Origin of the sequence: Paramagnetospirillum magneticum AMB-1, from assembly GCF_000009985.1 — a bacterium.
In the GTDB taxonomy this organism is placed as follows: Bacteria; Pseudomonadota; Alphaproteobacteria; order Rhodospirillales; family Magnetospirillaceae; genus Phaeospirillum; species Phaeospirillum magneticum.
The window spans coordinates 2,249,376-2,269,359 of sequence record NC_007626.1; the positions used below are offsets into that span (position 1 = coordinate 2,249,376).

Annotated in this window: 25 protein-coding genes; 12 read left to right on the plus strand and 13 right to left on the minus strand. The window is 62.2% G+C overall.

Going from position 1 to position 19,984, the window contains the following annotated elements; all coding sequences use genetic code 11:
• Positions 1–521: 521 nt before the first annotated feature.
• The 5 genes from AMB_RS10455 to AMB_RS10465 are packed head-to-tail and all read left to right on the plus strand — an operon-like array spanning position 522 to position 2,882.
• Entirely contained in the window at positions 522–1,541 is a 1,020-nt protein-coding gene (locus tag AMB_RS10455; protein ID WP_148207385.1) for a helix-turn-helix transcriptional regulator, read from the plus strand.
• Between the two features lie 51 nt (positions 1,542–1,592).
• Positions 1,593–1,790: a hypothetical protein gene (locus tag AMB_RS25215; RefSeq protein WP_148207386.1), complete on the plus strand. Its 198-nt coding sequence runs from the start codon at positions 1,593–1,595 to the stop codon at positions 1,788–1,790.
• Positions 1,787–1,912, plus strand: a complete 126-nt coding sequence (locus AMB_RS26770) for a hypothetical protein (RefSeq protein WP_269446066.1) — start codon at positions 1,787–1,789, stop codon at positions 1,910–1,912. Before AMB_RS25215 ends, AMB_RS26770 begins: the two co-directional genes overlap by 4 nt.
• Before the next feature lie 2 nt (positions 1,913–1,914).
• The gene (locus tag AMB_RS10460) at positions 1,915–2,556 is read left to right on the plus strand and encodes a phosphohydrolase (RefSeq protein ID WP_011384471.1); all 642 of its coding nucleotides are present in this window, start codon (positions 1,915–1,917) and stop codon (positions 2,554–2,556) included.
• 2 nt (positions 2,557–2,558) lie between these two features.
• The gene (locus AMB_RS10465) at positions 2,559–2,882 is read left to right on the plus strand and encodes a DUF3572 domain-containing protein (RefSeq protein WP_011384472.1); all 324 of its coding nucleotides are present in this window, start codon (positions 2,559–2,561) and stop codon (positions 2,880–2,882) included.
• On the opposite strand, the gene AMB_RS10470 is transcribed toward AMB_RS10465, so the two are convergent.
• The 3 genes from AMB_RS10470 to nrdR form a co-directional block, all read right to left on the minus strand.
• Positions 2,868–3,761: a 3'-5' exonuclease gene (locus tag AMB_RS10470; protein WP_043744148.1), complete on the minus strand. Its 894-nt coding sequence runs from the start codon at positions 3,759–3,761 to the stop codon at positions 2,868–2,870. The two genes, AMB_RS10465 and AMB_RS10470, sit on opposite strands and share 15 nt — an antisense overlap.
• Before the next feature lie 16 nt (positions 3,762–3,777).
• On the minus strand, positions 3,778–4,572 hold the full coding sequence (locus AMB_RS24455; RefSeq protein ID WP_083763606.1) for a hypothetical protein: 795 nt from the start codon (positions 4,570–4,572) through the stop codon (positions 3,778–3,780).
• A gap of 65 nt (positions 4,573–4,637) precedes the next feature.
• Positions 4,638–5,099, minus strand: coding sequence for a transcriptional regulator NrdR (nrdR, locus tag AMB_RS10475; protein ID WP_011384474.1), 462 nt, complete (start codon positions 5,097–5,099; stop codon positions 4,638–4,640).
• 223 nt (positions 5,100–5,322) lie between these two features.
• Between nrdR and AMB_RS23415 the strand changes: the two genes are divergently transcribed.
• The 5 genes from AMB_RS23415 to AMB_RS10500 all read left to right on the plus strand — a co-directional run bounded on the left by AMB_RS23415 (position 5,323) and on the right by AMB_RS10500 (position 9,298).
• Positions 5,323–7,209: a diguanylate cyclase gene (locus tag AMB_RS23415; RefSeq protein ID WP_050750692.1), complete on the plus strand. Its 1,887-nt coding sequence runs from the start codon at positions 5,323–5,325 to the stop codon at positions 7,207–7,209.
• Between the two features lie 428 nt (positions 7,210–7,637).
• Positions 7,638–8,000 (plus strand): hypothetical protein, encoded by a 363-nt coding sequence (locus AMB_RS10485; protein ID WP_231849078.1) that lies wholly within the window; start codon positions 7,638–7,640, stop codon positions 7,998–8,000.
• Between the two features lie 89 nt (positions 8,001–8,089).
• A complete protein-coding gene (locus AMB_RS10490) occupies positions 8,090–8,368 on the plus strand; it encodes an HU family DNA-binding protein (RefSeq protein ID WP_011384479.1) in 279 nt (92 codons plus the stop codon).
• Positions 8,358–8,771: a MucR family transcriptional regulator gene (locus AMB_RS10495; RefSeq protein WP_011384480.1), complete on the plus strand. Its 414-nt coding sequence runs from the start codon at positions 8,358–8,360 to the stop codon at positions 8,769–8,771. The genes AMB_RS10490 and AMB_RS10495 overlap by 11 nt, the downstream gene beginning before the upstream one ends.
• Positions 8,772–8,791: 20 nt before the next feature.
• Positions 8,792–9,298, plus strand: a complete 507-nt coding sequence (locus AMB_RS10500) for a helix-turn-helix domain-containing protein (RefSeq protein WP_231849044.1) — start codon at positions 8,792–8,794, stop codon at positions 9,296–9,298.
• Between the two features lie 62 nt (positions 9,299–9,360).
• Here AMB_RS10500 and AMB_RS10505 read toward each other — a convergent pair whose 3' ends face one another.
• Positions 9,361–9,975: a JAB domain-containing protein gene (locus AMB_RS10505; protein ID WP_050750693.1), complete on the minus strand. Its 615-nt coding sequence runs from the start codon at positions 9,973–9,975 to the stop codon at positions 9,361–9,363.
• The gene (locus AMB_RS10510) at positions 9,972–10,508 is read right to left on the minus strand and encodes a transcriptional regulator (protein ID WP_043744155.1); all 537 of its coding nucleotides are present in this window, start codon (positions 10,506–10,508) and stop codon (positions 9,972–9,974) included. Before AMB_RS10510 ends, AMB_RS10505 begins: the two co-directional genes overlap by 4 nt.
• A gap of 114 nt (positions 10,509–10,622) precedes the next feature.
• On the opposite strand from AMB_RS10510, the gene AMB_RS10515 reads away from it, so the two are divergent.
• Complete coding sequence (locus tag AMB_RS10515; RefSeq protein WP_011384483.1) at positions 10,623–11,603, plus strand: mitochondrial fission ELM1 family protein; 981 nt, start codon at positions 10,623–10,625, stop codon at positions 11,601–11,603.
• Positions 11,600–12,400 carry a trypsin-like serine peptidase gene (locus tag AMB_RS10520; RefSeq protein WP_011384484.1) on the plus strand — a complete coding sequence of 267 codons (801 nt, stop codon included), beginning with the start codon at positions 11,600–11,602 and terminating at the stop codon, positions 12,398–12,400. The genes AMB_RS10515 and AMB_RS10520 overlap by 4 nt, the downstream gene beginning before the upstream one ends.
• On the opposite strand, the gene AMB_RS10525 is transcribed toward AMB_RS10520, so the two are convergent.
• The 8 genes from AMB_RS10525 to AMB_RS10560 form a co-directional block, all read right to left on the minus strand.
• Positions 12,385–12,903 (minus strand): O-acetyl-ADP-ribose deacetylase, encoded by a 519-nt coding sequence (locus AMB_RS10525; RefSeq protein WP_011384485.1) that lies wholly within the window; start codon positions 12,901–12,903, stop codon positions 12,385–12,387. The two genes, AMB_RS10520 and AMB_RS10525, sit on opposite strands and share 16 nt — an antisense overlap.
• Positions 12,903–13,364, minus strand: coding sequence for a VOC family protein (locus tag AMB_RS10530; protein ID WP_011384486.1), 462 nt, complete (start codon positions 13,362–13,364; stop codon positions 12,903–12,905). The genes AMB_RS10525 and AMB_RS10530 overlap by 1 nt, the downstream gene beginning before the upstream one ends.
• Complete coding sequence (locus AMB_RS10535) at positions 13,364–14,689, minus strand: hypothetical protein (protein ID WP_011384487.1); 1,326 nt, start codon at positions 14,687–14,689, stop codon at positions 13,364–13,366. The genes AMB_RS10530 and AMB_RS10535 overlap by 1 nt, the downstream gene beginning before the upstream one ends.
• 184 nt (positions 14,690–14,873) lie before the next feature.
• Positions 14,874–15,593, minus strand: a complete 720-nt coding sequence (locus AMB_RS10540; protein ID WP_011384488.1) for an SDR family NAD(P)-dependent oxidoreductase — start codon at positions 15,591–15,593, stop codon at positions 14,874–14,876.
• Positions 15,593–17,056, minus strand: coding sequence for an amidophosphoribosyltransferase (purF, locus tag AMB_RS10545; protein WP_011384489.1), 1,464 nt, complete (start codon positions 17,054–17,056; stop codon positions 15,593–15,595). The genes AMB_RS10540 and purF overlap by 1 nt, the downstream gene beginning before the upstream one ends.
• 45 nt (positions 17,057–17,101) lie before the next feature.
• Positions 17,102–17,827 (minus strand): CvpA family protein, encoded by a 726-nt coding sequence (locus AMB_RS10550; protein ID WP_011384490.1) that lies wholly within the window; start codon positions 17,825–17,827, stop codon positions 17,102–17,104.
• A 21-nt stretch (positions 17,828–17,848) separates the two neighbouring features.
• Positions 17,849–19,231, minus strand: coding sequence for a DNA repair protein RadA (gene radA / locus AMB_RS10555; RefSeq protein ID WP_011384491.1), 1,383 nt, complete (start codon positions 19,229–19,231; stop codon positions 17,849–17,851).
• Between the two features lie 84 nt (positions 19,232–19,315).
• Positions 19,316–19,969 (minus strand): hypothetical protein, encoded by a 654-nt coding sequence (locus AMB_RS10560; protein ID WP_011384492.1) that lies wholly within the window; start codon positions 19,967–19,969, stop codon positions 19,316–19,318.
• Between the last annotated feature and the right edge of the window lie 15 nt (positions 19,970–19,984).

The window sequence follows — 19,984 nt, forward strand, 5'->3', positions numbered from 1 at the left end:
GGTGATCAGGTCACCATCGAGCGAAAGACGCAACGCTCGGTCACGAACAGGACCGGTCGCCCGGCCTGGAGCCAGAGTGTCCATTTTGGATATGCTTCTTGTGTGCGTTTAAAAGTGCCTGCCACTGATCGTCACCAGCCAGTGCTGCCTTCAACCTCGCTGGTGTGGGAATGGCGGACCAATAGGCCGCCAGGGCAATTCGCGATGCGAACCAGGATTGATCACGAGGGCCAGCAGGTTCATGCCAGATGCCGAGACGGCCAAGTGGTAGCCATTCGGGGCTGACCTGGGTTCCATTCTTGGTCATGCAGCCAAACGCTCCATCCCAAGGCCCCCAAATTCGAACATCACCATCATGGCGGCACTCAAAGAGATGGCCTTCAACGAACCGCCATCTGGCCGGAAAGCATTCTGATCTGGATGGGTTCCTCATCATGGTGGCCAGCATATAGGCCATAGGAGTCAAAAGCGGTCACCATCCGTTCTCAATGCGGTTGTCCCATTTGTCCATCCGAGAGAGAATGCATGACCAATTCGGTCATGGGAGATTCGCCGTGCGGTACGAAAAGGCTGACAACCTCTTACAGTTGGCGTTGGAGCTTCAGGCTGCACGAGGCGGTCTGTCGCTCTTGGATATCGAGCAGAAATTCGGTGTCGGGCGGCGAACGGCAATGCGGATGCGTGATGCGGCCATAAGAAACTTCCCCCAAATGGAGGAGGTCGATACGGGTGAGCGGACCAAGCGGTGGCGATTGCCAAACGGAACCTTGGATCGATTGGTCGCCTTCACCGCCGAGGAATTGGCGGCTCTTGAGTCCGCTACACGCCTGTTCGAGCGTGACAACCGGGAAGATGAGGCAGCCGAACTGGCCACATTGGGAGCCAAACTTCGTGCCTTGCTCAAGCCTGATGTCGCACGAAGGGTGGAACCGGACCTTGAAGCTCTGCTCGAAGCAGAGGGGCTGGCAATGCGGCCAGGGCCGCGTCCTCGGATCGACATCTCTGTGGTCGAGGAACTGCGACAGGCCATTATGGCCTGTACAAAGGTCAAGCTGAGGTATCGGAATCGGAAAACCAAGCAGGTCAACGAGCGATTGGTCCACCCCTATGGATTCCTGCACGGTCACCGAAACTACCTCGTCGCGTGGCATGAGAACCCAAAGGCCAATGCGGTCACACTATTCGCCCTGCCGCATATCGAAGGCATCGAACTGACAGCCGAGCCGTTCCAACGCGATCCAGAATTCTCCCTGGAAGCGTTTGCGGCTCGGTCGTTTGGGCTATTCCAGAGCGAACCATTCAAGACTGTTTGGCGGTTTGCCCCAGAAGCCGCCGACGATGCCGAGGAATTCATCTTCCATCCCACCCAGCAGGTGGAACGGCAATTGGATGGGTCGTTGCTCATCACCATCATGGCGGCGTCAGACCTGGAAATGGCATGGCACCTGTATTCCTGGGGTGACACTGTGGAGGTGTTGGAGCCAGTCGAATTAGCCGAAATGGTTCATGGGCAACGAGTGGCGTGGGCTGCATTACCATAGGTGACCAAAACAGTCACTCATGTCTGACACCATACCCTGGTGATGAACACCATGACCACCCAATCTCCAACCGATGAAGATGTCCGCCGGGCGGCAGAAGAGCTAATTGCCCGGTATGGCTTTCAGGTTGCCCTTGAGGATGCAAAACGTCGTGCCGATGTCTTTGCCCAGGACGGACGATGGCCGGACCATTCGACGGCGATGCGGATTTTGACGGTGGTCGAACAACTCGCAGGGGATGCTCGATGACCATCTGGACCCGACTCGGATTATTCGCCGCTATTGCCATGTCGCCGGTGCTGCTGGACGACATCCACGACTATTTCACCGCTGCCAGTTATCAGCAGATCGCCTCGATCCAAGGGCGGTGAGAATGGGAGAGATCAGTGAAAGAGCGTGGCAACGAATGCTCTCGGGCCGACGCCTGGACATTCTGGCCCCCAGTCCGCTCGACATTGAGATTGAGGACATCGCACTGGGGTTGTCCCGCTTGGCGAGGTGGAACGGTCAGACCCTGGGCGTACATGGTTATTCGGTTGCCCAGCACTCGATCCTGGTGGCCGAGTTGGTCGCGTCCAATTCTCCGGACATGCCAGTGCAATGTTTGTTGGCCGGTTTGCTTCATGATGGACCTGAATTCGTTACGTCGGACCTTGTGACACCATTCAAGAGGGCAGTAGGGCAAGGTTACATGGAACTTGAGGCTCGAATGGCTGCGGCCATCCACACTGCATTCGGACTCCCTGCCATGCTGCCTCATGAGTGGCAAGAGGCTGTTGATCACGCTGACCGGCTCGCGGCATTCCTTGAGGCGATCCATCTTGCCGGGTTTTCTGAAATTGAAGCTCGGCGGCTATTCGGTTGGCGGAAATCCATTCCGATCATCGAAATTGACCCATGGTCGTCAGCCATCGCCCGAGAAAAGTTCCTGGCGGTGTTTCATGACCTGAAATCTGGCGGTCATCATTGCCGTAAGCGGTGGGAAACACCCCGCCGGTCTGCATCGGGGAGTTGAACGTGGACCCCTTCAAAACATACGAACCGAAGCCAAGACCGGTAGCCATGAAGATGACCCCTGGTGATGCGGAAACTATCGCTCTTCAAGTGGTCGCCTGGATCATTGGCGACGACACCATGCGAGATCGGTTTATCTCCATCACAGGATGCGGTGCCGACGATCTGCGAAATCGTATCGATCAACCAGCATTCCTTGGATCGGTGCTGGACTTCCTTCTGGCCGACGAATCATCCGTGCTGGCGTTTGCCGACCATGTTGGCCTACCGCCAGACGTGGCGATGATGGCCCGAGCCAAGCTTCCTGGATGGTCAGCACCGAATTGAGAATCTATCAACGGCGGTGATCCGGGCAGCATGAATGTCCACTTCCCGCTGATAGATTTCTTGGACCAGGAAATCCTTTTCCTGCTGAAGCTGATCCTCGGGCACGTCGATGAACCAAGCCCGTGGTCGGCCATCGCTTCCGTCCGACCACCGGTATCCCCGTGCCTTCAATACGTCCTTCAGGTCAAATGGCGAATTTTCTGCCCAGACCCGACACGTCGCTTCCCTGGCTTTTTCCAGCAGCTTCCCCATGGCAGGAACACCGGACTTCGGTAGTGGCCGAGCCAGGATTTCGATGGCGGCGTGGCAGTCGTCCGTCGCCCGGTGCCCATCGTGAAAAAGGCCGAAACCGCCCAGCAGGTATCCGAGCTTGGTACCTTCGAATCCTTCACCTGTCCAATCTACCTGGGACATTGAGCAGCCCCACGGTTTGGTCGAGAAACTTGGGCAAAACCGTTCGATAAATTTGCGGTCGAAGGCGGCATTGTGGGCGATAACGATGGCAGCGGGGGCGGCGAAGGCGGCTACTTCGGCTGGGTCGATAACTTTCCCGGCGACCATTTCATCGGTGATGCCAGTCAGCTTGGTGATTTCCGCTGGGATTGGATTTGAAGGCTGCCTCAGACCTTGGAATGCATCCTGGATTTCGAAAATCCGACCATCCAGCCCATAGACAAATGGGACCATTGCCAACTCGATGATCTCGTCCTTGGCCGGGTCCAGTCCGGTGGTTTCAAGATCGATGAAAATACCGAGTCGGGTCTTGGAACCATCGTGCGGAACAAGGTTCTGGCGGGGGATCAATTTACGAAGGACGCGATACTGGCCGGTGGCCTCCAACGCCACAGCCATCTTCTCGTGATCACCCATCTCCTGCATTCCACGCTCCTCTTCGTCAGGCGACACCCAGAATCCAGCCTTCAACTTCAGCTACAGTTCGCTGTGGTGGTGAAAGGTTGGGGTGGAAGAACCCAGGAAGAGTGCCATCCCGGTCTGCTCGTGACATCCATGCCGCGATACTGAAAGCGTCATGCTGATCAGGTGTGCGATCCTGCCTGGGGAAACCACGGCTCCAGAGGGCGGGATAGGCTTCAACAATGGCTGACCCCCCTGAGGGAATTTCCCACCCATCGAACGGCCAAAAATGAACGCGGCGACCAAGCTTCTGACGGATGAAGCGGAGCCATGGAATGCCTGAGTGGGTGGACTTTGCCACGGTTCCCTGCACATCGAAGTGAAACACGGACTTGGCTCCACCAGATCGCTCCTCGGTCAACCGCCGCCACCGTGTGTTGCCGGTACGTGCGGCCCCATTACCCACGTCACCGTATCGAACAAAATCGACATAGACATGATCGCCATCTGTCGGCCAATGGGCATGGAAATCATCAAGGAAAGTCTGCCAATCGGGAGCCAATCCATGCACTTCAAAATATCGAAGAGGGAAGGAGAAGCCGTGATCGATGCCAACCAAAGTCGGCACCTCATCTGAGAGCAGGTCCACAAGCCAGTGGGCGATACCCTTTCGGGACCAATATTTTCGAGGGGTCGGATTCGGAATTGGCGACGGCGGTGGTGGCACCTCAATCGGATCAGCAGCCCCAGTTGTGACGTAGACTCGCAGTCCTTTGAGGTTCGCTGTTGGCGTTTCCGCCCCGGAGTAGTCGATGCCCACATAACGGCTGAACATGATAAGCACATTCCAACGGAAGGGTATGGTAGGGCAATGCCTTGTGCTGTGATCGTCAGGGCGTATCAATCCCCGCTGCTGGTTCCCATCTTCCCCAGGAAATCCCCAAAATCTTTGGCTTCGCGGAAGTTCCGGTAGACCGAGGCGTACCGCAAATAGGCCACCTGATCCATCTCCATCAGCACGTCCATCACCAGTTCACCGATGAGCTTGGACGGAACCTCGTTTTCTCCCAAGCTCTCAAGGCGGCGGTAGATGCCATTGGCAATGCGTTCGATCTGGTCATCTTCGACAGGGCGTTTCCGCAGGGCGATCTGAAGTGACTTGACCACCTTCTCCCGGTCGAAGGTCGAGCGTGATCCGTCCTTTTTGACCACGACCAGATCACGGATTTGAACCCGCTCGAAAGTGGTGAACCGCGATCCACACCCTGGACAAGCTCGGCGGCGTCGGATGGCCGCATTGTCATCGGTTGGGCGTGAATCCTTTACCTGGGTGTCATCCTGTCCGCAAAACGGGCATCGCATTGGATTGCTTCCCTCTATCGTTACTTACGGCAATCTTTTCAGGAAATGGCTGCCTTCAGCAAGAGCGGTGACATCACTTGCCCAGAATTTCGGCACCAGTGATTGCAACGACTTGTAACAACCGGAGAATTCCTGGTCACTAAGGATTGACCCAATTGATTTAGCTAAACCATACTTCTGATAGAAAATTCTTAGTGAACCCCATAATTGATTGAAGTCAAAAATGTCGAATGACGGGGGTAGCCAGCAATTTGAATGCAGCGGCATCAGCGGCTCGATGGTGTTCGCCAGTTCTCCTGAATTCCGCCACATCATCCAGTCGATCATCGACCACCTTCCTTGCGGCGTGACGTTGTTCGATCAGAACCTGGAGATGGTTGCCTGCAATGGCTTGTTCAGACGGCTACTGGATTTTCCTGCCACACTGTTTGAAGGCAGCCTGCCTTCAATGAAGTCTCTGGCCATGTTTAACGCCCGACGCGGTGAATATGGCCCAGGAGACCCAGAGGAACTCGCTGGGCAGGTTGTCCAGCGAGCAATGGCAATGAATTCACATCAGTTCGAGCGTGTTCGACCTGATGGAACCATTCTGGAGATTTCAGGCCAGCCACTGCCAAGCGGCGGATTCATCACCCTATACACAGATGTCACCGAACGACGGAAGTCTGAGGAAACCCTTCGTGACAAAGAGGGCCTCCTGCGGCTGATTTTCGACAATTCCAGTGTGGCCATTTTTACCATCGATTCCAGTGGCCGGATTGGTGCGGCCAACCAACGGATGGCGGAAATGTTCATGATGCCATTGGAATCGCTGATTGGCATGGAATACGTTGATCTGGTTGATCCCGGAGAGCAGGAAGCAGCCCGAAAAAACATGGCTGATCATCTGATCCAGGATCGGCCCAACGTCAACTTGGAGCGGCATTATTGGCGGTCGAATGGTACCGCATTTTGGGGGCAACTGACTGCCAGTCATATGCCCGCTTACAAAGATGGGCATGCAGGTCTGGTCTGCGTCGTTTCTGATATTACCGAACGCAAGATCGCGGAACAGCATCTGGCCGAACGCAGCCATGAACTCGAAGTTTTAAACCTGGAACTGACCAAAGCTGTTGAGGCACTTGCCGCATCGAATGCCGAACTTGTTGCCGCCCGAGAGGAACTGGAGCACTTGGCCCGGCATGACACTCTGACCGGGGCTTGGAGCCGCAGCAGGATCGAAGAATCAGTCCGACAGGAAATGCTCCGAAATTCGCGATATGGCCATCCTGTTTCACTGATCTTCATTGATCTAGACCACTTCAAGCGGATCAATGACGGCTACGGCCATGCTGTCGGCGACGAAGTTCTCAAGTCATTTTGCGATATCGCCCAAAAATGTATGCGTTCCACCGATCTACTTGGACGCTGGGGCGGTGAAGAGTTCGTAATCGTCACACCGAACAGCGGCCTGATGATCGCAATTCTGCTTGCGGAACGAATCCGCAAGGCGGTTATGGCCTACGATTTTCCAGTTGCCGGGCACGTTACTGCCAGTTTCGGTGTCGCTGAATATCGAGAGAACGAAACCTGGGAATCATGGCTTTGCCGTTCTGATGCCGCTCTTTACGCAGCAAAGGAAGGTGGGCGAAATCGAGTTATAACCGATGCCTGCGAGGCTGATGAAGCTGATGAGGCCGAGCTTCTCGATCTCTCGTTTCTCCGTCTGGTCTGGCGGAGCACCTATGAGTCTGGCCTTGCCGCAATTGATGCACAGCACCGGAACCTATTCGAGCACGCAAACAATCTCCTGACTTCAGTGATTGGCGAACGGCCCAAAGATGAAGTTCTTCCCCAGATTGAATCTCTTGTGATGGACCTGCTGGAGCATTTCCGGGATGAAGAAGCAGCTTTTCGTTCCATCGGGTATCCAGGAGCAGATGAGCATGCCCAAATCCACCAAGGGCTAATCGACCGAGCAGGAGAATTGGTGGAAAATTTCGCATCCGGTGAACTGGCCTTGGGCGACCTTTTCAATTTTCTGGCCTACGACGTGGTGGCGAAACACATGCTGTCGGAAGATCGAAAGTTCTTTGGGCACCTCCAGGCAGTTCGCGACACGGCGGTATAATTTCGGGCGTGGGGCTGGGCGATCATGGCGTTATTCGGACGAAAACCTCCACCCATCCAGGTCGGAGATCGGTTCAAAAAGTCGAACGACCAGACCAGAAAGGTGTGGGAGGTATCTCGGCTTTGGACGGCGGTTGATGGCGTGCCACATGCCCGGTTGGTGAACCAGCATGAAACACTGATGGTCTCTATCCGTACCCTGGAAGACCCGGAGTTCTTCGTTGCTGAGCCTGGGATTCGGAACGAGCCGTAAAGCAGATCGGCGGTGGCGAACTGGCGAGAACCCCACCGCCGGATCGTACTGGATGGATTTGGGTTACGGGGGAGGGTCCATCCAGATGTGGCCGCATTGAGAGGATGCCACATTGAAACGCTATCGCATTCGCCCTGTGCCATCAAGACGTACAGGATGAACTTCTCGCCCATATGGTGAAAATCTTGAACGCAAATCCGACTACGGACACCACTTCGGTCACGGTATCAGCAATCCACATCACTCATCTCATGAATGCAGGAAAGCTGCGTGCCTTGGCTGATGTTGAAGTCGTCTTCGATGGTGTTGTGATGGTCATTCAAGGTGTCCAGGTTCGAGCGGATGGCAAAAGCACCAAGGTATCCTTGCCGAAATATCGGGCATCAGATGGCTCATGGAAAGCCGCAATTATTCTGCCTGATGAGATCAAGAATGCCATTTCGGACACGGTGATTGCTGCGGGATTGGAGGCAGGAATCCTCCGGGTGAAGGAGGAGTCCGTTGGGGATCGCTGTCGGGCTGCCAATGAACCAAGGTAGGCCAGGAATAATCGGGGGTTGTAAGCGGATTGACGACCTGAAATGCCAATGTCATTCCTTATAACCATACCTTTTGTAGGGAGGGGCATATGAATAAGTCTGAATTGATCAACGCTGTCGCCGATAGTGCCAAAATGACCAAGGCTGACGCGGGCAATGCCATTGACGCTGTTTTTGCAGCCATCACTACCGCCATGAAGTCCGGCGATGATGTGCGTCTGGTTGGCTTTGGAACCTTCTCGGTTTCTGCCCGCCCTGCACGTGAAGGCAGGAATCCGCAAACTGGCAAGACCCTCACCATCGCGGCAAGCAAGTCTGCCAAATTCACCGCCGGGAAGAGCCTGAAGGACACCATCAATGGCCGATGACATCAAGGCTCTGACCACCAAGATCGTCGCTGCCTACTTGGGTGGCAACACAGTGGAAGCCAAGGAAGTCCCGAACCTGATCAAGTCCGTTTATTCGACCTTGGTTGGCACGGACGCCCCGGTCACAGCACTGGCTGAACAGCAGCAACCTGCCGTTTCGGTAAAGAAGTCTGTTACTCCCGGCCATATCGTCTGTCTGGAATGCGGCGACCACCAGAAGATGCTGAAGCGGCATCTCCTGACCGGCCACGGACTGACCGCCGACGAGTACCGGGCCAAGTGGTCGTTGCCCAGGGATTACCCCTTGGTCGCACCGGAATATGCTGCACGCCGATCCGAACTCGCAAAGGCAGCGGGGCTGGGTTATTCCCGGACGAATCGGAAGCCCAAATCAGCCACCTGATGAGCAGGGAAGGGATCATCATGCCGCCACGTAAGAGTGCCAAGCCCGCAACCGCCCCCAAGCCTGCCAAGGATGTCAGGAAGGTTGGTCGCTCCACGCGTGGCCGATTGGACGACGGCAGTGCCAATCCCATCGATGTCCATGTTGGTGCCCGCATTCGGCTTCGCCGGACCCTGCTTGGCATGAGCCAGGAGAAGCTTGGTGAATGCCTGGGGCTGACCTTCCAGCAGGTTCAAAAATACGAACGTGGAGCGAATCGGGTCGGAGCATCCAGGCTGTTCGATCTGTCCCGTGTTCTGGATGTCCGCGTCGGCTATTTTTTCGAGGAAATCTCTGCTACTGCCCAGGCAGCATCGCCGGTCGAGGTGATCCGGGGCAATGTCACCAAGTCAGTTGATGTCCCCGACGATGATCCGATGACGAAGCGGGAAACTCTCGAATTGGTACGGGCCTATTTCAGCATCAATGACCCCAAGGTCAGGGATCAGGTTCTGTCGATGGCGAAGGCTTTGGGTGGTGCCAAATAGGGACCGGGAAGGGGATTACTTGCGACACAAATGCGACACACGCACCCTTGCGTCTTTATAACCTACTGAATTGAATGTGAAATAGGTCGGCGGCAAGTACGGTTGTGCACCATGATGATGGCGCTGGCATGCAGGGCCAGGGCGCGCTTAACCACCTCACGGGGGTAAAGCGGCGTGTGGTCCACGGTGCCGGTCTGCTGCACCTCGTCGGCGATCAGGGTGTTCTTGCGGTCTAGGAACAGCAGGCGGAACTGTTCGGTGGGCAGGGTGTTCATGGCGGTGCGGCAGTAATCCAGCAGCACGTCCCAACTGGAAATCACCGAGGTGTTGATCACCGGGGCGCGGGCCAGACGGATGGCGGCTTCGCGCACCACCTTCAAGGTGGCGGCGGCCACGTCCTTGACGCCGTCGACGGTCTTGAGGTCCTCCGCATCGGCGGTGATGACGTCGGCGAAGCTGCCGAAGCGCTTGATCAGCGCCTTGGCCAGCGGCTTGGTGTCCTTCTGCGGGATGGCGGCGCCCAGCAGCAGCTCCAGCAATTCGTAGTCGGGCAGGGCCTCGGGGGCCTCGAGGAAGCGCGTGCGCAGCCTTTCCCGATGGCCTCTATGGTCCGCCTTGGCTTGATTTGGTGCGGTTGGGGTTTCGGCGAGGCCGGGAAGGGGGAGATCGGCGGTCACAGGCGGGCGCGGAAGTCTTCCAGCCAGGCCAGGCGGCTTTCCAGCAGGGCGATGTCGTGGTCCAGCCACGCCGCCAGGGCGCTGCCGCCCTCGCCGTCAGAGCCGCGCAGATCGGCGAGGCGGGCCAGTTCGCTGTCGACGCCTTCGATCAGCAGGTCGATCTGGTGGGCGCGTTCCTCGGCCTCCATCAGATCGAGGAAGCGCATCTTCAGCGCCACCACCAGCTTGGACAGATCCGAGCCGGGACGCAGGCGGGCGGTCAGCAGGGTGTGCAGCTCGCGCCGTCCCGCCGCCGAGATGGTCAGCATGGAATCGTCTTCCATGCCCTGGCCCTCGACGGCCTCCACCAGCCCTTCGTAGCGCAGCAACTCGATGGAGATGCCCATCAGTTCCAGGCTGGGACCCATGATCCGGCTGGTGAAGTGACGCACCGACCCGGCCAGCTCACTGTAGCGCATGGGCCGGGACGCGATGGTTCCCAGCGCGCAGAGCCGCACGGCTTCCTTGGGGGTCAATGTGTTGTCAGCGAACATGGCACGTCCAGACTGGCAAAAGGGTCTCGCCAAATATAGGGGGTAATCGCCCTTTCGTCCACAAATACCACGGGAGGGCTTGCAAATGCTTGTCATTTGGCCGAGCTTGTCGCCATGACGGCAGGGACGAGCGAGAACGCGGAAATCTGGGTGCTGGCCGATGATCGGGCCGGCAACGTCGCCCAATGCCTGGGGGTTGCCGAGGCCTTGGGAGTGCCGTTCGTGGTCAAGACGCTGCGCTATGACCGACTGGCCCGCCCGCCCAATCTGTTGCGCGGCGCCGGGCTGACCGGGGTGACGGCCGAGAGCCGGGCGGTCCTGGCCGCGCCCTGGCCGCGCCTGGTGATCGCCGCCGGGCGGCGCACCGCCCCCGTCGCCCGCTGGATCAGGCGGCAATGCGGGGCGAAGCTGGTGCAGATCATGGACCCGGGCTTTCCCGGGCGCGGCGATTTCGATCTGATCGTCTCTCCCGCCCATGACCGCCCCGGCGCCGGCGGCAATGTGCTGGAGGTGTTGGGAGCGCCCCACCGGGTGACGCCCGAACGCCTCGCCGCCGAGGCGGAGAAATGGAATCCGGCCTTCAGTGCGCTGCCGCGCCCCTGGGTGGCGGTGATCGTCGGCGGCGCCACCAAGAACCGGCCGTTCCCGGTAGAGATGGCCGAGACCCTGGGGCGCAATGTCGCCCGGCTGGCCGGCGGCATGGGCGGCTCGGTGCTGCTGACCACCAGCCGCCGCACCGGAGCGGCGCAGGAGGCGGCTCTGGCCCGGGGCCTTCCCGAGCCCCGCTGGCTGCACCTGTTCTCCCAGGGTGGCGACAATCCCTATTTCGGCTTTCTGGCCCTGGCCGACGCGGTCGTCGTCACCGGCGATTCGGTGTCCATGTGCTGCGAGGCCTGCGCGTCGGCAGCTCCGGTGTTCATCTGGGCGCCGGAGGGCTGGGCGGCCCCCAAGCACGCCCGCCTGCACGCCCAGCTCTATCAGGCCGGTCTGGCACGGCCGCTGGAGGGAGCGGCCTCGCTGGAGGGATGGGAGCGTCCGCGCCTCAACGCCGCCGAGGAGGTAGCCCGGGCGATCCGCGAGCGCCTGCTGCCATGAGGCGGCTGGTGCCCGGTGTCGTGCTCTTGCTGCTGGCGGCGCCCGCCGCCGCCGAGACTCGGCAGCTTCACGGCATCAAGGGCGACCAGGACCAGCGGGTCCGCATGGTGGCGCAGGAATTTCCCTGGAGCGCCATGGGGCGGCTCAATTTCTTCAGCGGTCATTGCAGCGCCAGCCTGATCGGGCCGCGCCTGATCGCCACCGCCGCCCACTGCCTGTGGAACCGGCGGACCCAGAAGCCTTTTCCCGCCTCGTCGTTCACCTTCGTGGCCGGCTGGGACCGGGGGGAGTATCTGCGCGCCTCCAAGGTCACCGCCATCCACGCGGCCCCCAAATGGGTACTCGACGGCGAGTCCCGCGGGCTGAACAGCCGGGCCGACGACTGGGCGCTGATGGAGCTGGAGGAGCCGCTGGGCGACGAGATCGGCTGGATCGCCCTTGGCGCGCCGCAGGCCGGCATGCGGGTGGCGGTGGCCGGCTATGGCCGCGACAAGGCCCAGGTGCCCCTGGCCCATGTGGGCTGTCGCCTGACCCGTCAGGCTCTGCCCGGAGTGTTCATTCACGATTGCGACGCGGTGCAGGGCGAGTCCGGAGGTCCGGTCCTGGGCTGGAGCGAGGGGGAATTGCGTCTGGTGGCCATCAACGTGGCGGTCATTCCCTCTCAGGGGGAGGCCGGGGTGGCTGCCGCCGTCGATGCCCTGCGCCCGCTGGCCCTCCGTCTGGGGGCGGCCACATCCACCAGGGCAGGGCCGGTGTCAAAGCCTGCCGGAATGGATCTGAGTCAGTCCCTCAGGTAGAGCGCTCGCCGGTGGGCGTCCAGGCTGTCGGGGGCGAAGCAGCAGAACACCACCTCGTCCAAGAGATCGCATCCGCTCAGGAATGACCGCACCGCCGCGATGGCGATGCGAGCGGCCTCGTCCTTGGGGTAGGCGTAGATTCCGGTGGAGATGGCCGGGAAGGCGATGGTGCGTGCCCCGGCCTCCACCGCCAGTTCCAGCGAGCGGCGATAACACGAGCGCAGCAAGTCGGCCTCGCCCTGCTCACCGCCTTTCCACACCGGCCCCACCGCATGAATCACCCAGCGGGCGGGCAGGCGGAAACCGGGGGTGATCCGAGCATCGCCGGTGGCGCAGCCGCACAAGGCCCGGCAGGCCTCCAGCAATTGCGGCCCGGCGGCCCGATGGATGGCCCCGTCTACGCCGCCGCCGCCCAGCAGCGACGAATTGGCGGCGTTGACGATGGCATCCACGGCAAGGCGGGTGATGTCGGCTTCGACCACCCTCGTCCTGGATTGGTCCATCAGCGGAACTCCGGCTGCTCCAGCCCGTACTGGCACAATTCGATGATGGCGCCGTCGGGATCGCGAATATAGCACATGCCCTTACCGCCCCGGATGATGTGGTCGGGAACCTGGGTGGCGGTGACGGTCTGGCCGAACTGGCGGTGCAAGGTCTCGAGGCAGGTGCCGAGGTCGTCGACCCGCAATGCCAGATGGCGCAGGCCCGGGGTGGAGGGCAGGGGGGCCTCGGCCGGCTGCCGGGTCTTGAACTGCAGCAGCTCGATGCGGCAGGTGCCGTCGGGGGCGGCCAGAATGACGCAGCGCGCCCGGGCGTTCTCCAGGCCGGTGACCTGTTCGAACCACTCGCCCGACAGCGGGCGGTCCATGACGATGCCCAGGCCGAACAGGGCCGAATAGAAGCGGATCGAGCGCTCCATATCGGTGACCACCACATTGACGTGGTCGTGACCAAGCAGGGCCATCAGTCGGTCAGCTGCAGCACGAATTCGGTGAGGAAGGGGGCGTTGCGCCGACGCTCGGAATCGGTGCGGCCGAAATTGGCCAGCAGCCGGCGCATCCAGGTGCCGTCCAGGCGCTCGAACTCGAAATGGGCCTTCATGGCCAGATGTTCGCCCACGTAATCGGGCAGCTTGGCGGTCCATTTCATCAGGCCGTCGCGGAAGGCGCCCTCGCGGGCCTGATCCATGCGGCCCGAGGGCGCGAATTCCTGGGTATAAAGCTGGTTCAGCTCGCGCCAGCACTTGGCCATGACGTCGGCCTCGAAGCGGATCAGATCCTGCAACAGGATTAGGTTGTCTTCGTTGGGGGGCTCGTAATTGCCGCGGGTGGCGTCCTCGCGCAGCATGGGCCAGGGATTGTCCTCGGGCTTCTGCGGCGGGGCCTTCTTGCCCTTGGGCGCCTTGGCGGTGCGGAACGAGGCCCAGCGGGCATCCCAGTTGTGGAGGATGGGGTTGTTGACTTCGCTGCCCTGCATAATCTCGATCAGCTTCTCGCCGCCGACCTCGGCCCAGTTATAGCTGTGGGCCAGGGTCTGCATGTGCCGGGTCTGGCGCATCTGCGGCAGGATGAACTTGGTCAGCACCTCGCGGTAGGCCAGACCGAATTCGGGGGCCAGCAGGAACGGCAGGCGGATGCCCCGCGACGGCTGCGTGATGCGGAAGATGCTGAGAATCTTCTCGGTATAGGCGCAGATGGTGTCGTCGAACAGGGTCGGGAAGTCGGTGAAGGGTTTGTCCGGCTCGTTGGCGCCGCTGCTGGGGGCGCCCGGCAGCGGGGCCTGGAACTTGGGCATCATCTTGCCCATGCGGTCGCCAGGGGCTCCCAATTGGGCGGCGAACAGGGGCGGCGGCTCGCGCACCGGGGCCTGGGCGCGGACGGTGCGGCTGGGGGCGGCGACGGCGCCGCGGGCCAGCAGCGCCTGAAATCCGGCCTGGGCGCTTTCCGCCTCGGACATCTGGGGCGGCCCCAGCAATTGCATGGCGATATCGGTCAGGACGCGCAGGTCTTCCTCGCGGCCGTCACCGGGCGGCAACAGGGACTGGAAGTTGCGCTCGCGGGCTTCCTTGAGCTTGGGCAGGCCGTAGCGCTCGATGGATTTGGTGAGGATCACCGAGAAGACGACGCCGAGCTGCTTCTCGTTGGCCCACTTGCGCGACTCGGGGTCCTTGAGGGTCATGCGGCGCAGCATGAGGATATGCGGAATTTCCAGGTGACGGGTGGCCGCAATAAGGCTGGCAACCTTCGTCTCGAAGGTCTTCGCCCCCTCTCGCGGATCGGAACCCGTCATGCGCGCAGTACCGGCCTAGGCGGCCGCCCCTTCCCAGAGATCGTAACCAGGACCACCCCCCCAGGTGATCTTCCATCGCCCCCGACCCCATGGGGATAGCTCATGATCGGCCACAGGCGCAAGCCCGTTCCGTCACCACGTGACCGATTGTGACGAAGCCGCAACGGGGGCTAGGGGGTAGACCTTACGGACTAGTCCGGATGATCTCGCCCTGGCGGGTGCAGTCCGGCAGGCAAAGGTCGAGAAAAGCACCGGCCACATCGTCCGGTTGTGCCAGCTTGGCCGGGTCCTCGCCGGGGAAGGCGATGGAGCGCAGCCGCGTCGCCACCACGCCGGGGTCCAGCAGGTTGGCCTTGACCGAGGTGACGTTGGCGATCTCGGCGGCCCAGGTGCGGACCATGGTCTCCAGCGCCGCCTTGGAGGCGGCATAGGCGCCCCAGAACGGTTCGGCATGGCGCGCCGCGTCGGCGGTGGTGAACACCGCACGCCCGGCGGGCGCCATGCGCAGCAGGGGATCGCAGGCGCGGATCAGCCGCCAGTTGGCGGTGACGTTGACGGCGAAGGCCTCTTCCCAATCATCGGGGGCATGCTGGGCCACCGGGGTCAGCCCGCCGCCGATGGCGCCGGCATTGCCCACCAGAATGTCCAGCCGCGCCCAGCGCTGGAAGATGGCGGCGGCCACCTGCTCGATCAGGCCGGGCTTGCACAGGTCTTCCGGCACCAGGACCAGCGGCTTGCCGCCGGCCTTGCGGATCTGGTCGTCCAGTTCCTCCAGCGCCCCCTGGGTGCGGGCGATGGCGACGATTTCTGCCCCCTCGGCGGCGAGGCGGCGGGCCACGGCGGCTCCGATGCCGCGCGAGGCGCCGGTGACCAGGGCCACGCGGCCCTCAAGGCGTCCCGACATCAGTGGCTGTCCTCGGTCAGCAGGGAAAGCTGCTTGGTGTTATCGGTGCCGGCGCTGATGTAGTCGGTGGGCTCCACCGGATAGTCGCCGGTGAAGCAGGCGTCGCAGAACTGCGGCTCGGCCGCGTTGCGGCCGGGCTCGCCCACGGCGCGGTACAGGCCGTCGATGGAGATGAAGGCCAGGGAATCCACGCCGATCAGCTTGGCCATGCCGTCCACGTCGTAGCGCGCCGCCAGCAGCTTCTCGCGCTCGGGGGTGTCGATGCCGAAATAGCACGAATGGGTGGTCGGCGGGCTGGAGATGCGCATGTGCACCTCGGTGGCGCCGGCCTGGCGCACCATTTCGACGATCTTGCGGCTGGTGGTGCCGCGCACGATGGAATCGTCGACCAGGATGACGCGCTTGCCGGCCAGGGAGGCCCGGTTGGCGTTGTGCTTCATCTTGACGCCGGTATTGCGGATGTTGTCCGTGGGCTGGATGAAGGTCCGGCCCACATAATGGTTGCGGATGATCCCCAGCTCGAAGGGAATACCCGCCTCGGCCGCGAAGCCGATGGCCGCCGGCACGCCGGAATCGGGCACCGGCACCACCACGTCGGCGTCCACCTGGCTTTCGCGGGCCAGTTCGCTGCCGATCCGCTTGCGCGCCTCGTAGACGCTTGTGCCCTCCACCACCGAATCGGGGCGGGCGAAGTAGATGTATTCGAAGATGCACAGGCGCGACGGGCGCTTGGTGAACGGCTTGACCGAGCGGATGCCGTCGGCGGTCAGCACCACGATCTCGCCCGGCTCCACGTCGCGGACGAATTCGGCGCCGATGATGTCGAGGGCACAGGATTCCGAGGCTAGGATCCACGCCTTGTCCAGCCGGCCCAGGCAGAGCGGCCGGATGCCCAGCGGATCACGCACCCCGAACACCGCGTTGGTGGTGGCGGCCACCAGGGAATAGGCGCCCTCGATCTGACGCAGCGCGTCGATCATCCGGTCCTCGACCGTGGAATACAGGCTGATGGCGATCAGGTGGATGATCACCTCGGTGTCGGTGGTCGACTGGAACAGGCAGCCGCGCCGCACCAACTGGCGGCGCAGCGCCATGGCATTGGTCAGGTTGCCGTTGTGGCCCAGCGCCAGACCGCCGAACTCCATCTCTGCGAACAGCGGCTGCACATTGCGCAGCAGGGTCTCGCCCGTGGTGGAATAGCGCACATGGCCCACCGCCATGGAGCCCTTCAGCTTGCGGATGACCGTCTCGGACCCGAAATTGTCCTCCACATGACCCAGGCCGCGGTGGTTGTGGAACTGGGTGCCGTCATAGGAGACGATGCCCGCCGCCTCCTGGCCGCGATGCTGCAGGGCGTGCAGGCCCAGGGCCACGTGGGCGGCGGCTTCCGGATGGCCGAAAATGCCGAACACGCCGCATTCCTCGCGGAGATGGTCGTCGTCGAAGGGGTGGGTGGTCAGCATGGGATTGTGTCCTGGATTCGGTGCGGGGGGCGTCGGGACGGGGAATTACTGATTGGTGCGGATCAACCGCTCCATCTGGGTGCGGCTTTCGCCGTCATAGGCCTGGTCAGGCTTTCCCGCAGGCTTGCCGTCGGCCTTGACCGGGGTCTTGCCATCGGAAGCCGGGCGGGCGCCGGGGGCGGCCGGCTGCGGCGAAATGAATTTCTGGAAGGTCTTTTCCGCTTCCATCAACTGGCGGGCCTCGGACGAGGCGTCCTTGGCCTTGCTCTCGGCCTTGCCCAGGCCCTCGGGCGCCAGATTTTGCAGCGTCGCGGCGCCGCGCATCAGCCACGGGCGCGAGCGGCTTTGGGCCAGCCAGTCGGGCTGTTGTTCCGGGCTGTCGAACAGCCAGGCCGCCGACATATAAGCCAGGGAAACCAGCACCGCGCCGCGCGCCAGACCGAAGACGAAGCCCAGCGACGAATCCACCGAATTGAGCGCGCTCTTTCGCACGGTGTCGGAGACCCGCTTGGTCAGCAGGGACAGGATCAGCAGGGTCACCAGGAACAGGGCGGCGCCGGCGGCGATGTCGGCCACGATGGCCGTGCCGATCTGGGCCCGGAAGAAGGGCTGGGCATGGGGAAAGCCATACAGCGCCGCGAAGACGGCGCCCACCCAGGAGGTGATGGACAGCACTTCCTGGACGAAGCCGCGCAGGAAGGCGAAGCCCGCCGAGCCGAGCAACACCACGGCGACAATAACGTCGACGGCGGTGACGTTGAGGTTCCCCATGGCCTCTTCCAGTTAGGGTGGTCACTCGTGCCGGAACAGCCCCAGCACGTCCTGCAAATGGCCTATGGAGCGGATAGCCAGGGGCGACCCCGCGCCCGCAGCCCCTCCGCCCTTGTCCTTGCGCGGCCGGGCCGGCACCAGCGCCTGGGCGAAGCCGAGCTTGGCGGCTTCCTTCAGGCGGGTATCGGCCTGGGCCACCGCCCGGACCTCGCCGGACAGCCCGATCTCGCCGAACACGACCATGTCGGCGGGAACGGGCACGTCGGACGCGGACGACACCAGGGCCGCGGCGACGGCAAGGTCGGCGGCCGGCTCGGCGATCCGCAATCCTCCGGCGACGTTCAAATAAACGTCATTGCCCGACAAAGCAAGCCCACAGCGGGCATCAAGCACCGCCAGCACCATGGACAGGCGGTTGGTATCCCAGCCGACCACGGCCCGGCGCGGCGAAGACAGTGAACTTGGCGCCACAAGGGCCTGGATTTCCACCAGCATGGGGCGTGTCCCTTCCATGCCGGCGAAGACGCAAGAGCCCGAGACGTTGCCCCGCCGCTCGGCCAGGAACAGGGCGGATGGGTTGGCCACTTCCGACAGCCCGCCCTCGGTCATCTCGAACACCCCGATCTCGTCGGTGGCGCCGAAGCGGTTCTTGACGGCGCGCAGGATGCGGAACTGATGGCCCCGGTCGCCCTCGAAATACAGCACGGTGTCGACCATGTGCTCCAGCACGCGCGGGCCGGCGATGGTGCCTTCCTTGGTGACGTGGCCGACCAGGAACAGCACGAAGCCCCGCCGCTTGGCCAGCCGGATCAACTCGGCGGCGCAGGCGCGCACCTGGGAGACGGTGCCGGGGGCCGATTCGATGTTGTCGGCATAGACGGTCTGAATGGAATCGATCACCACCACCTGGGGGGCGTCGGGCTGGTCCAGCGACGCGATGATGTCGCGCAACGACCCGGCCGAGGCCAGGGCGACGGTGGCCTTGGCATACCCTAACCGGGCGGCGCGCATGCGCACCTGATCCACCGCCTCCTCGCCCGAGATATAGGCGACCGAGATCTGGGACGACAGCCGGGCCGTGGCCTGGAGCAAGAGAGTGGACTTACCGATGCCGGGATCGCCGCCCACCAGCAGGCACGAGCCGGGCACCAGCCCGCCGCCGCACACGCGGTCCAGTTCGCCGATGCCGGTCAGCCAGCGGGCCAGCGGTGCCGCCGAGCCTTCGAGGCCGACGAATTCGATGCGCTTGCCCTTGCCCGCCGTCAGGCCCTTGGGCACCTCTTCGCGCGCCGCCTCCTCGGTGATGGAGTTCCAGGCGCCGCAGGCTTCGCACTTGCCCGCCCATTTGCGGGTGACGGCACCGCATTCCTGGCAGACGAACTGGGAGGATGGGGACTTGGCCAAGGGGCGGGCTACTCGACAAGGCGGTTGGAGGCGCAGTCTATCACGAGAACATTGCGGCAACCAGAGGGATGCTGATCCTTCCGCCTATTTGCGGTTGGCGCAACTGGGGAACGGCGGAGCCTCTCCCGCCACCTTGGCGCACAGCTTGATGGGCGAGAGTGCCTTGAAGCGGCCGGTCCACTTGGCTTCGTCGAAGGCGATGGGGGTCTTGGAGGCTGCGCTCCGTTCCGCCCATTGCAGGGTGTAGTAATCGGCCTGGCCCTTGATGACGATCACCAGCGCCGTTTCGCTGAAGGGCTTGCCGCTGGCGTCGGCGGTGCCGCAACTGACCACCAGGGCGAAGGCGTCGTGTCCGCTCAGCTTGATCTCGCCGAAACTGGTCCCCTGGAAGCTGGTGGGACAGGCCTGCTGGAAGCCGCCGCCGATGCGCAGGGCCAGGGCCTGGGGCGTGGCGTTGGGATTGGCCGCCAGTCCCTTGATGCCGGTCAGGGTGATCATCTGGGTCCAGGACTGAGCCGTCTGGCCGCTGAGCACCAGTTCCTGGATGTACTGGTCGGCATTGGAATTCTCGGCCGCCGGCACGAAATTGCCGGGAACGGAGTAACCCACCAACTGGCTGAAAACGGGCGTGACCACCTGCATGGTCTCGGGGGCCGGGGCTGCGGTCACCGTCCCGGCCAGCAGCATGGCGCCCAGCGTCAAGCCGGCGCGCCGGCTGAACCGCACGAATCCCCTCATGATTGTCCCCTTCCC

Coding starts and splice junctions, on each gene's coding strand:
- AMB_RS10530 (WP_011384486.1), bottom strand. CDS start 13,364: ATGGCCCTGCTTGGTCACGACCACGTCAATGTGGTGGTCACCGATATG.
- AMB_RS10495 (WP_011384480.1), top strand. CDS start 8,358: ATGGCCGATGACATCAAGGCTCTGACCACCAAGATCGTCGCTGCCTAC.
- AMB_RS24455 (WP_083763606.1), bottom strand. CDS start 4,572: ATGTTCAGCCGTTATGTGGGCATCGACTACTCCGGGGCGGAAACGCCA.
- AMB_RS10460 (WP_011384471.1), top strand. CDS start 1,915: ATGGGAGAGATCAGTGAAAGAGCGTGGCAACGAATGCTCTCGGGCCGA.
- AMB_RS10540 (WP_011384488.1), bottom strand. CDS start 15,593: ATGTCGGGACGCCTTGAGGGCCGCGTGGCCCTGGTCACCGGCGCCTCG.
- AMB_RS10550 (WP_011384490.1), bottom strand. CDS start 17,827: ATGGGGAACCTCAACGTCACCGCCGTCGACGTTATTGTCGCCGTGGTG.
- AMB_RS10455 (WP_148207385.1), top strand. CDS start 522: ATGCATGACCAATTCGGTCATGGGAGATTCGCCGTGCGGTACGAAAAG.
- AMB_RS10560 (WP_011384492.1), bottom strand. CDS start 19,969: ATGAGGGGATTCGTGCGGTTCAGCCGGCGCGCCGGCTTGACGCTGGGC.
- AMB_RS10510 (WP_043744155.1), bottom strand. CDS start 10,508: ATGTTCGCTGACAACACATTGACCCCCAAGGAAGCCGTGCGGCTCTGC.
- AMB_RS23415 (WP_050750692.1), top strand. CDS start 5,323: ATGTCGAATGACGGGGGTAGCCAGCAATTTGAATGCAGCGGCATCAGC.
- AMB_RS10470 (WP_043744148.1), bottom strand. CDS start 3,761: ATGCAGGAGATGGGTGATCACGAGAAGATGGCTGTGGCGTTGGAGGCC.
- AMB_RS26770 (WP_269446066.1), top strand. CDS start 1,787: ATGACCATCTGGACCCGACTCGGATTATTCGCCGCTATTGCCATGTCG.
- purF (WP_011384489.1), bottom strand. CDS start 17,056: ATGCTGACCACCCACCCCTTCGACGACGACCATCTCCGCGAGGAATGC.
- AMB_RS10525 (WP_011384485.1), bottom strand. CDS start 12,903: ATGGACCAATCCAGGACGAGGGTGGTCGAAGCCGACATCACCCGCCTT.
- AMB_RS10535 (WP_011384487.1), bottom strand. CDS start 14,689: ATGACGGGTTCCGATCCGCGAGAGGGGGCGAAGACCTTCGAGACGAAG.
- AMB_RS10490 (WP_011384479.1), top strand. CDS start 8,090: ATGAATAAGTCTGAATTGATCAACGCTGTCGCCGATAGTGCCAAAATG.
- AMB_RS10515 (WP_011384483.1), top strand. CDS start 10,623: ATGACGGCAGGGACGAGCGAGAACGCGGAAATCTGGGTGCTGGCCGAT.
- AMB_RS25215 (WP_148207386.1), top strand. CDS start 1,593: ATGACCACCCAATCTCCAACCGATGAAGATGTCCGCCGGGCGGCAGAA.
- nrdR (WP_011384474.1), bottom strand. CDS start 5,099: ATGCGATGCCCGTTTTGCGGACAGGATGACACCCAGGTAAAGGATTCA.
- AMB_RS10520 (WP_011384484.1), top strand. CDS start 11,600: ATGAGGCGGCTGGTGCCCGGTGTCGTGCTCTTGCTGCTGGCGGCGCCC.
- AMB_RS10500 (WP_231849044.1), top strand. CDS start 8,792: ATGCCGCCACGTAAGAGTGCCAAGCCCGCAACCGCCCCCAAGCCTGCC.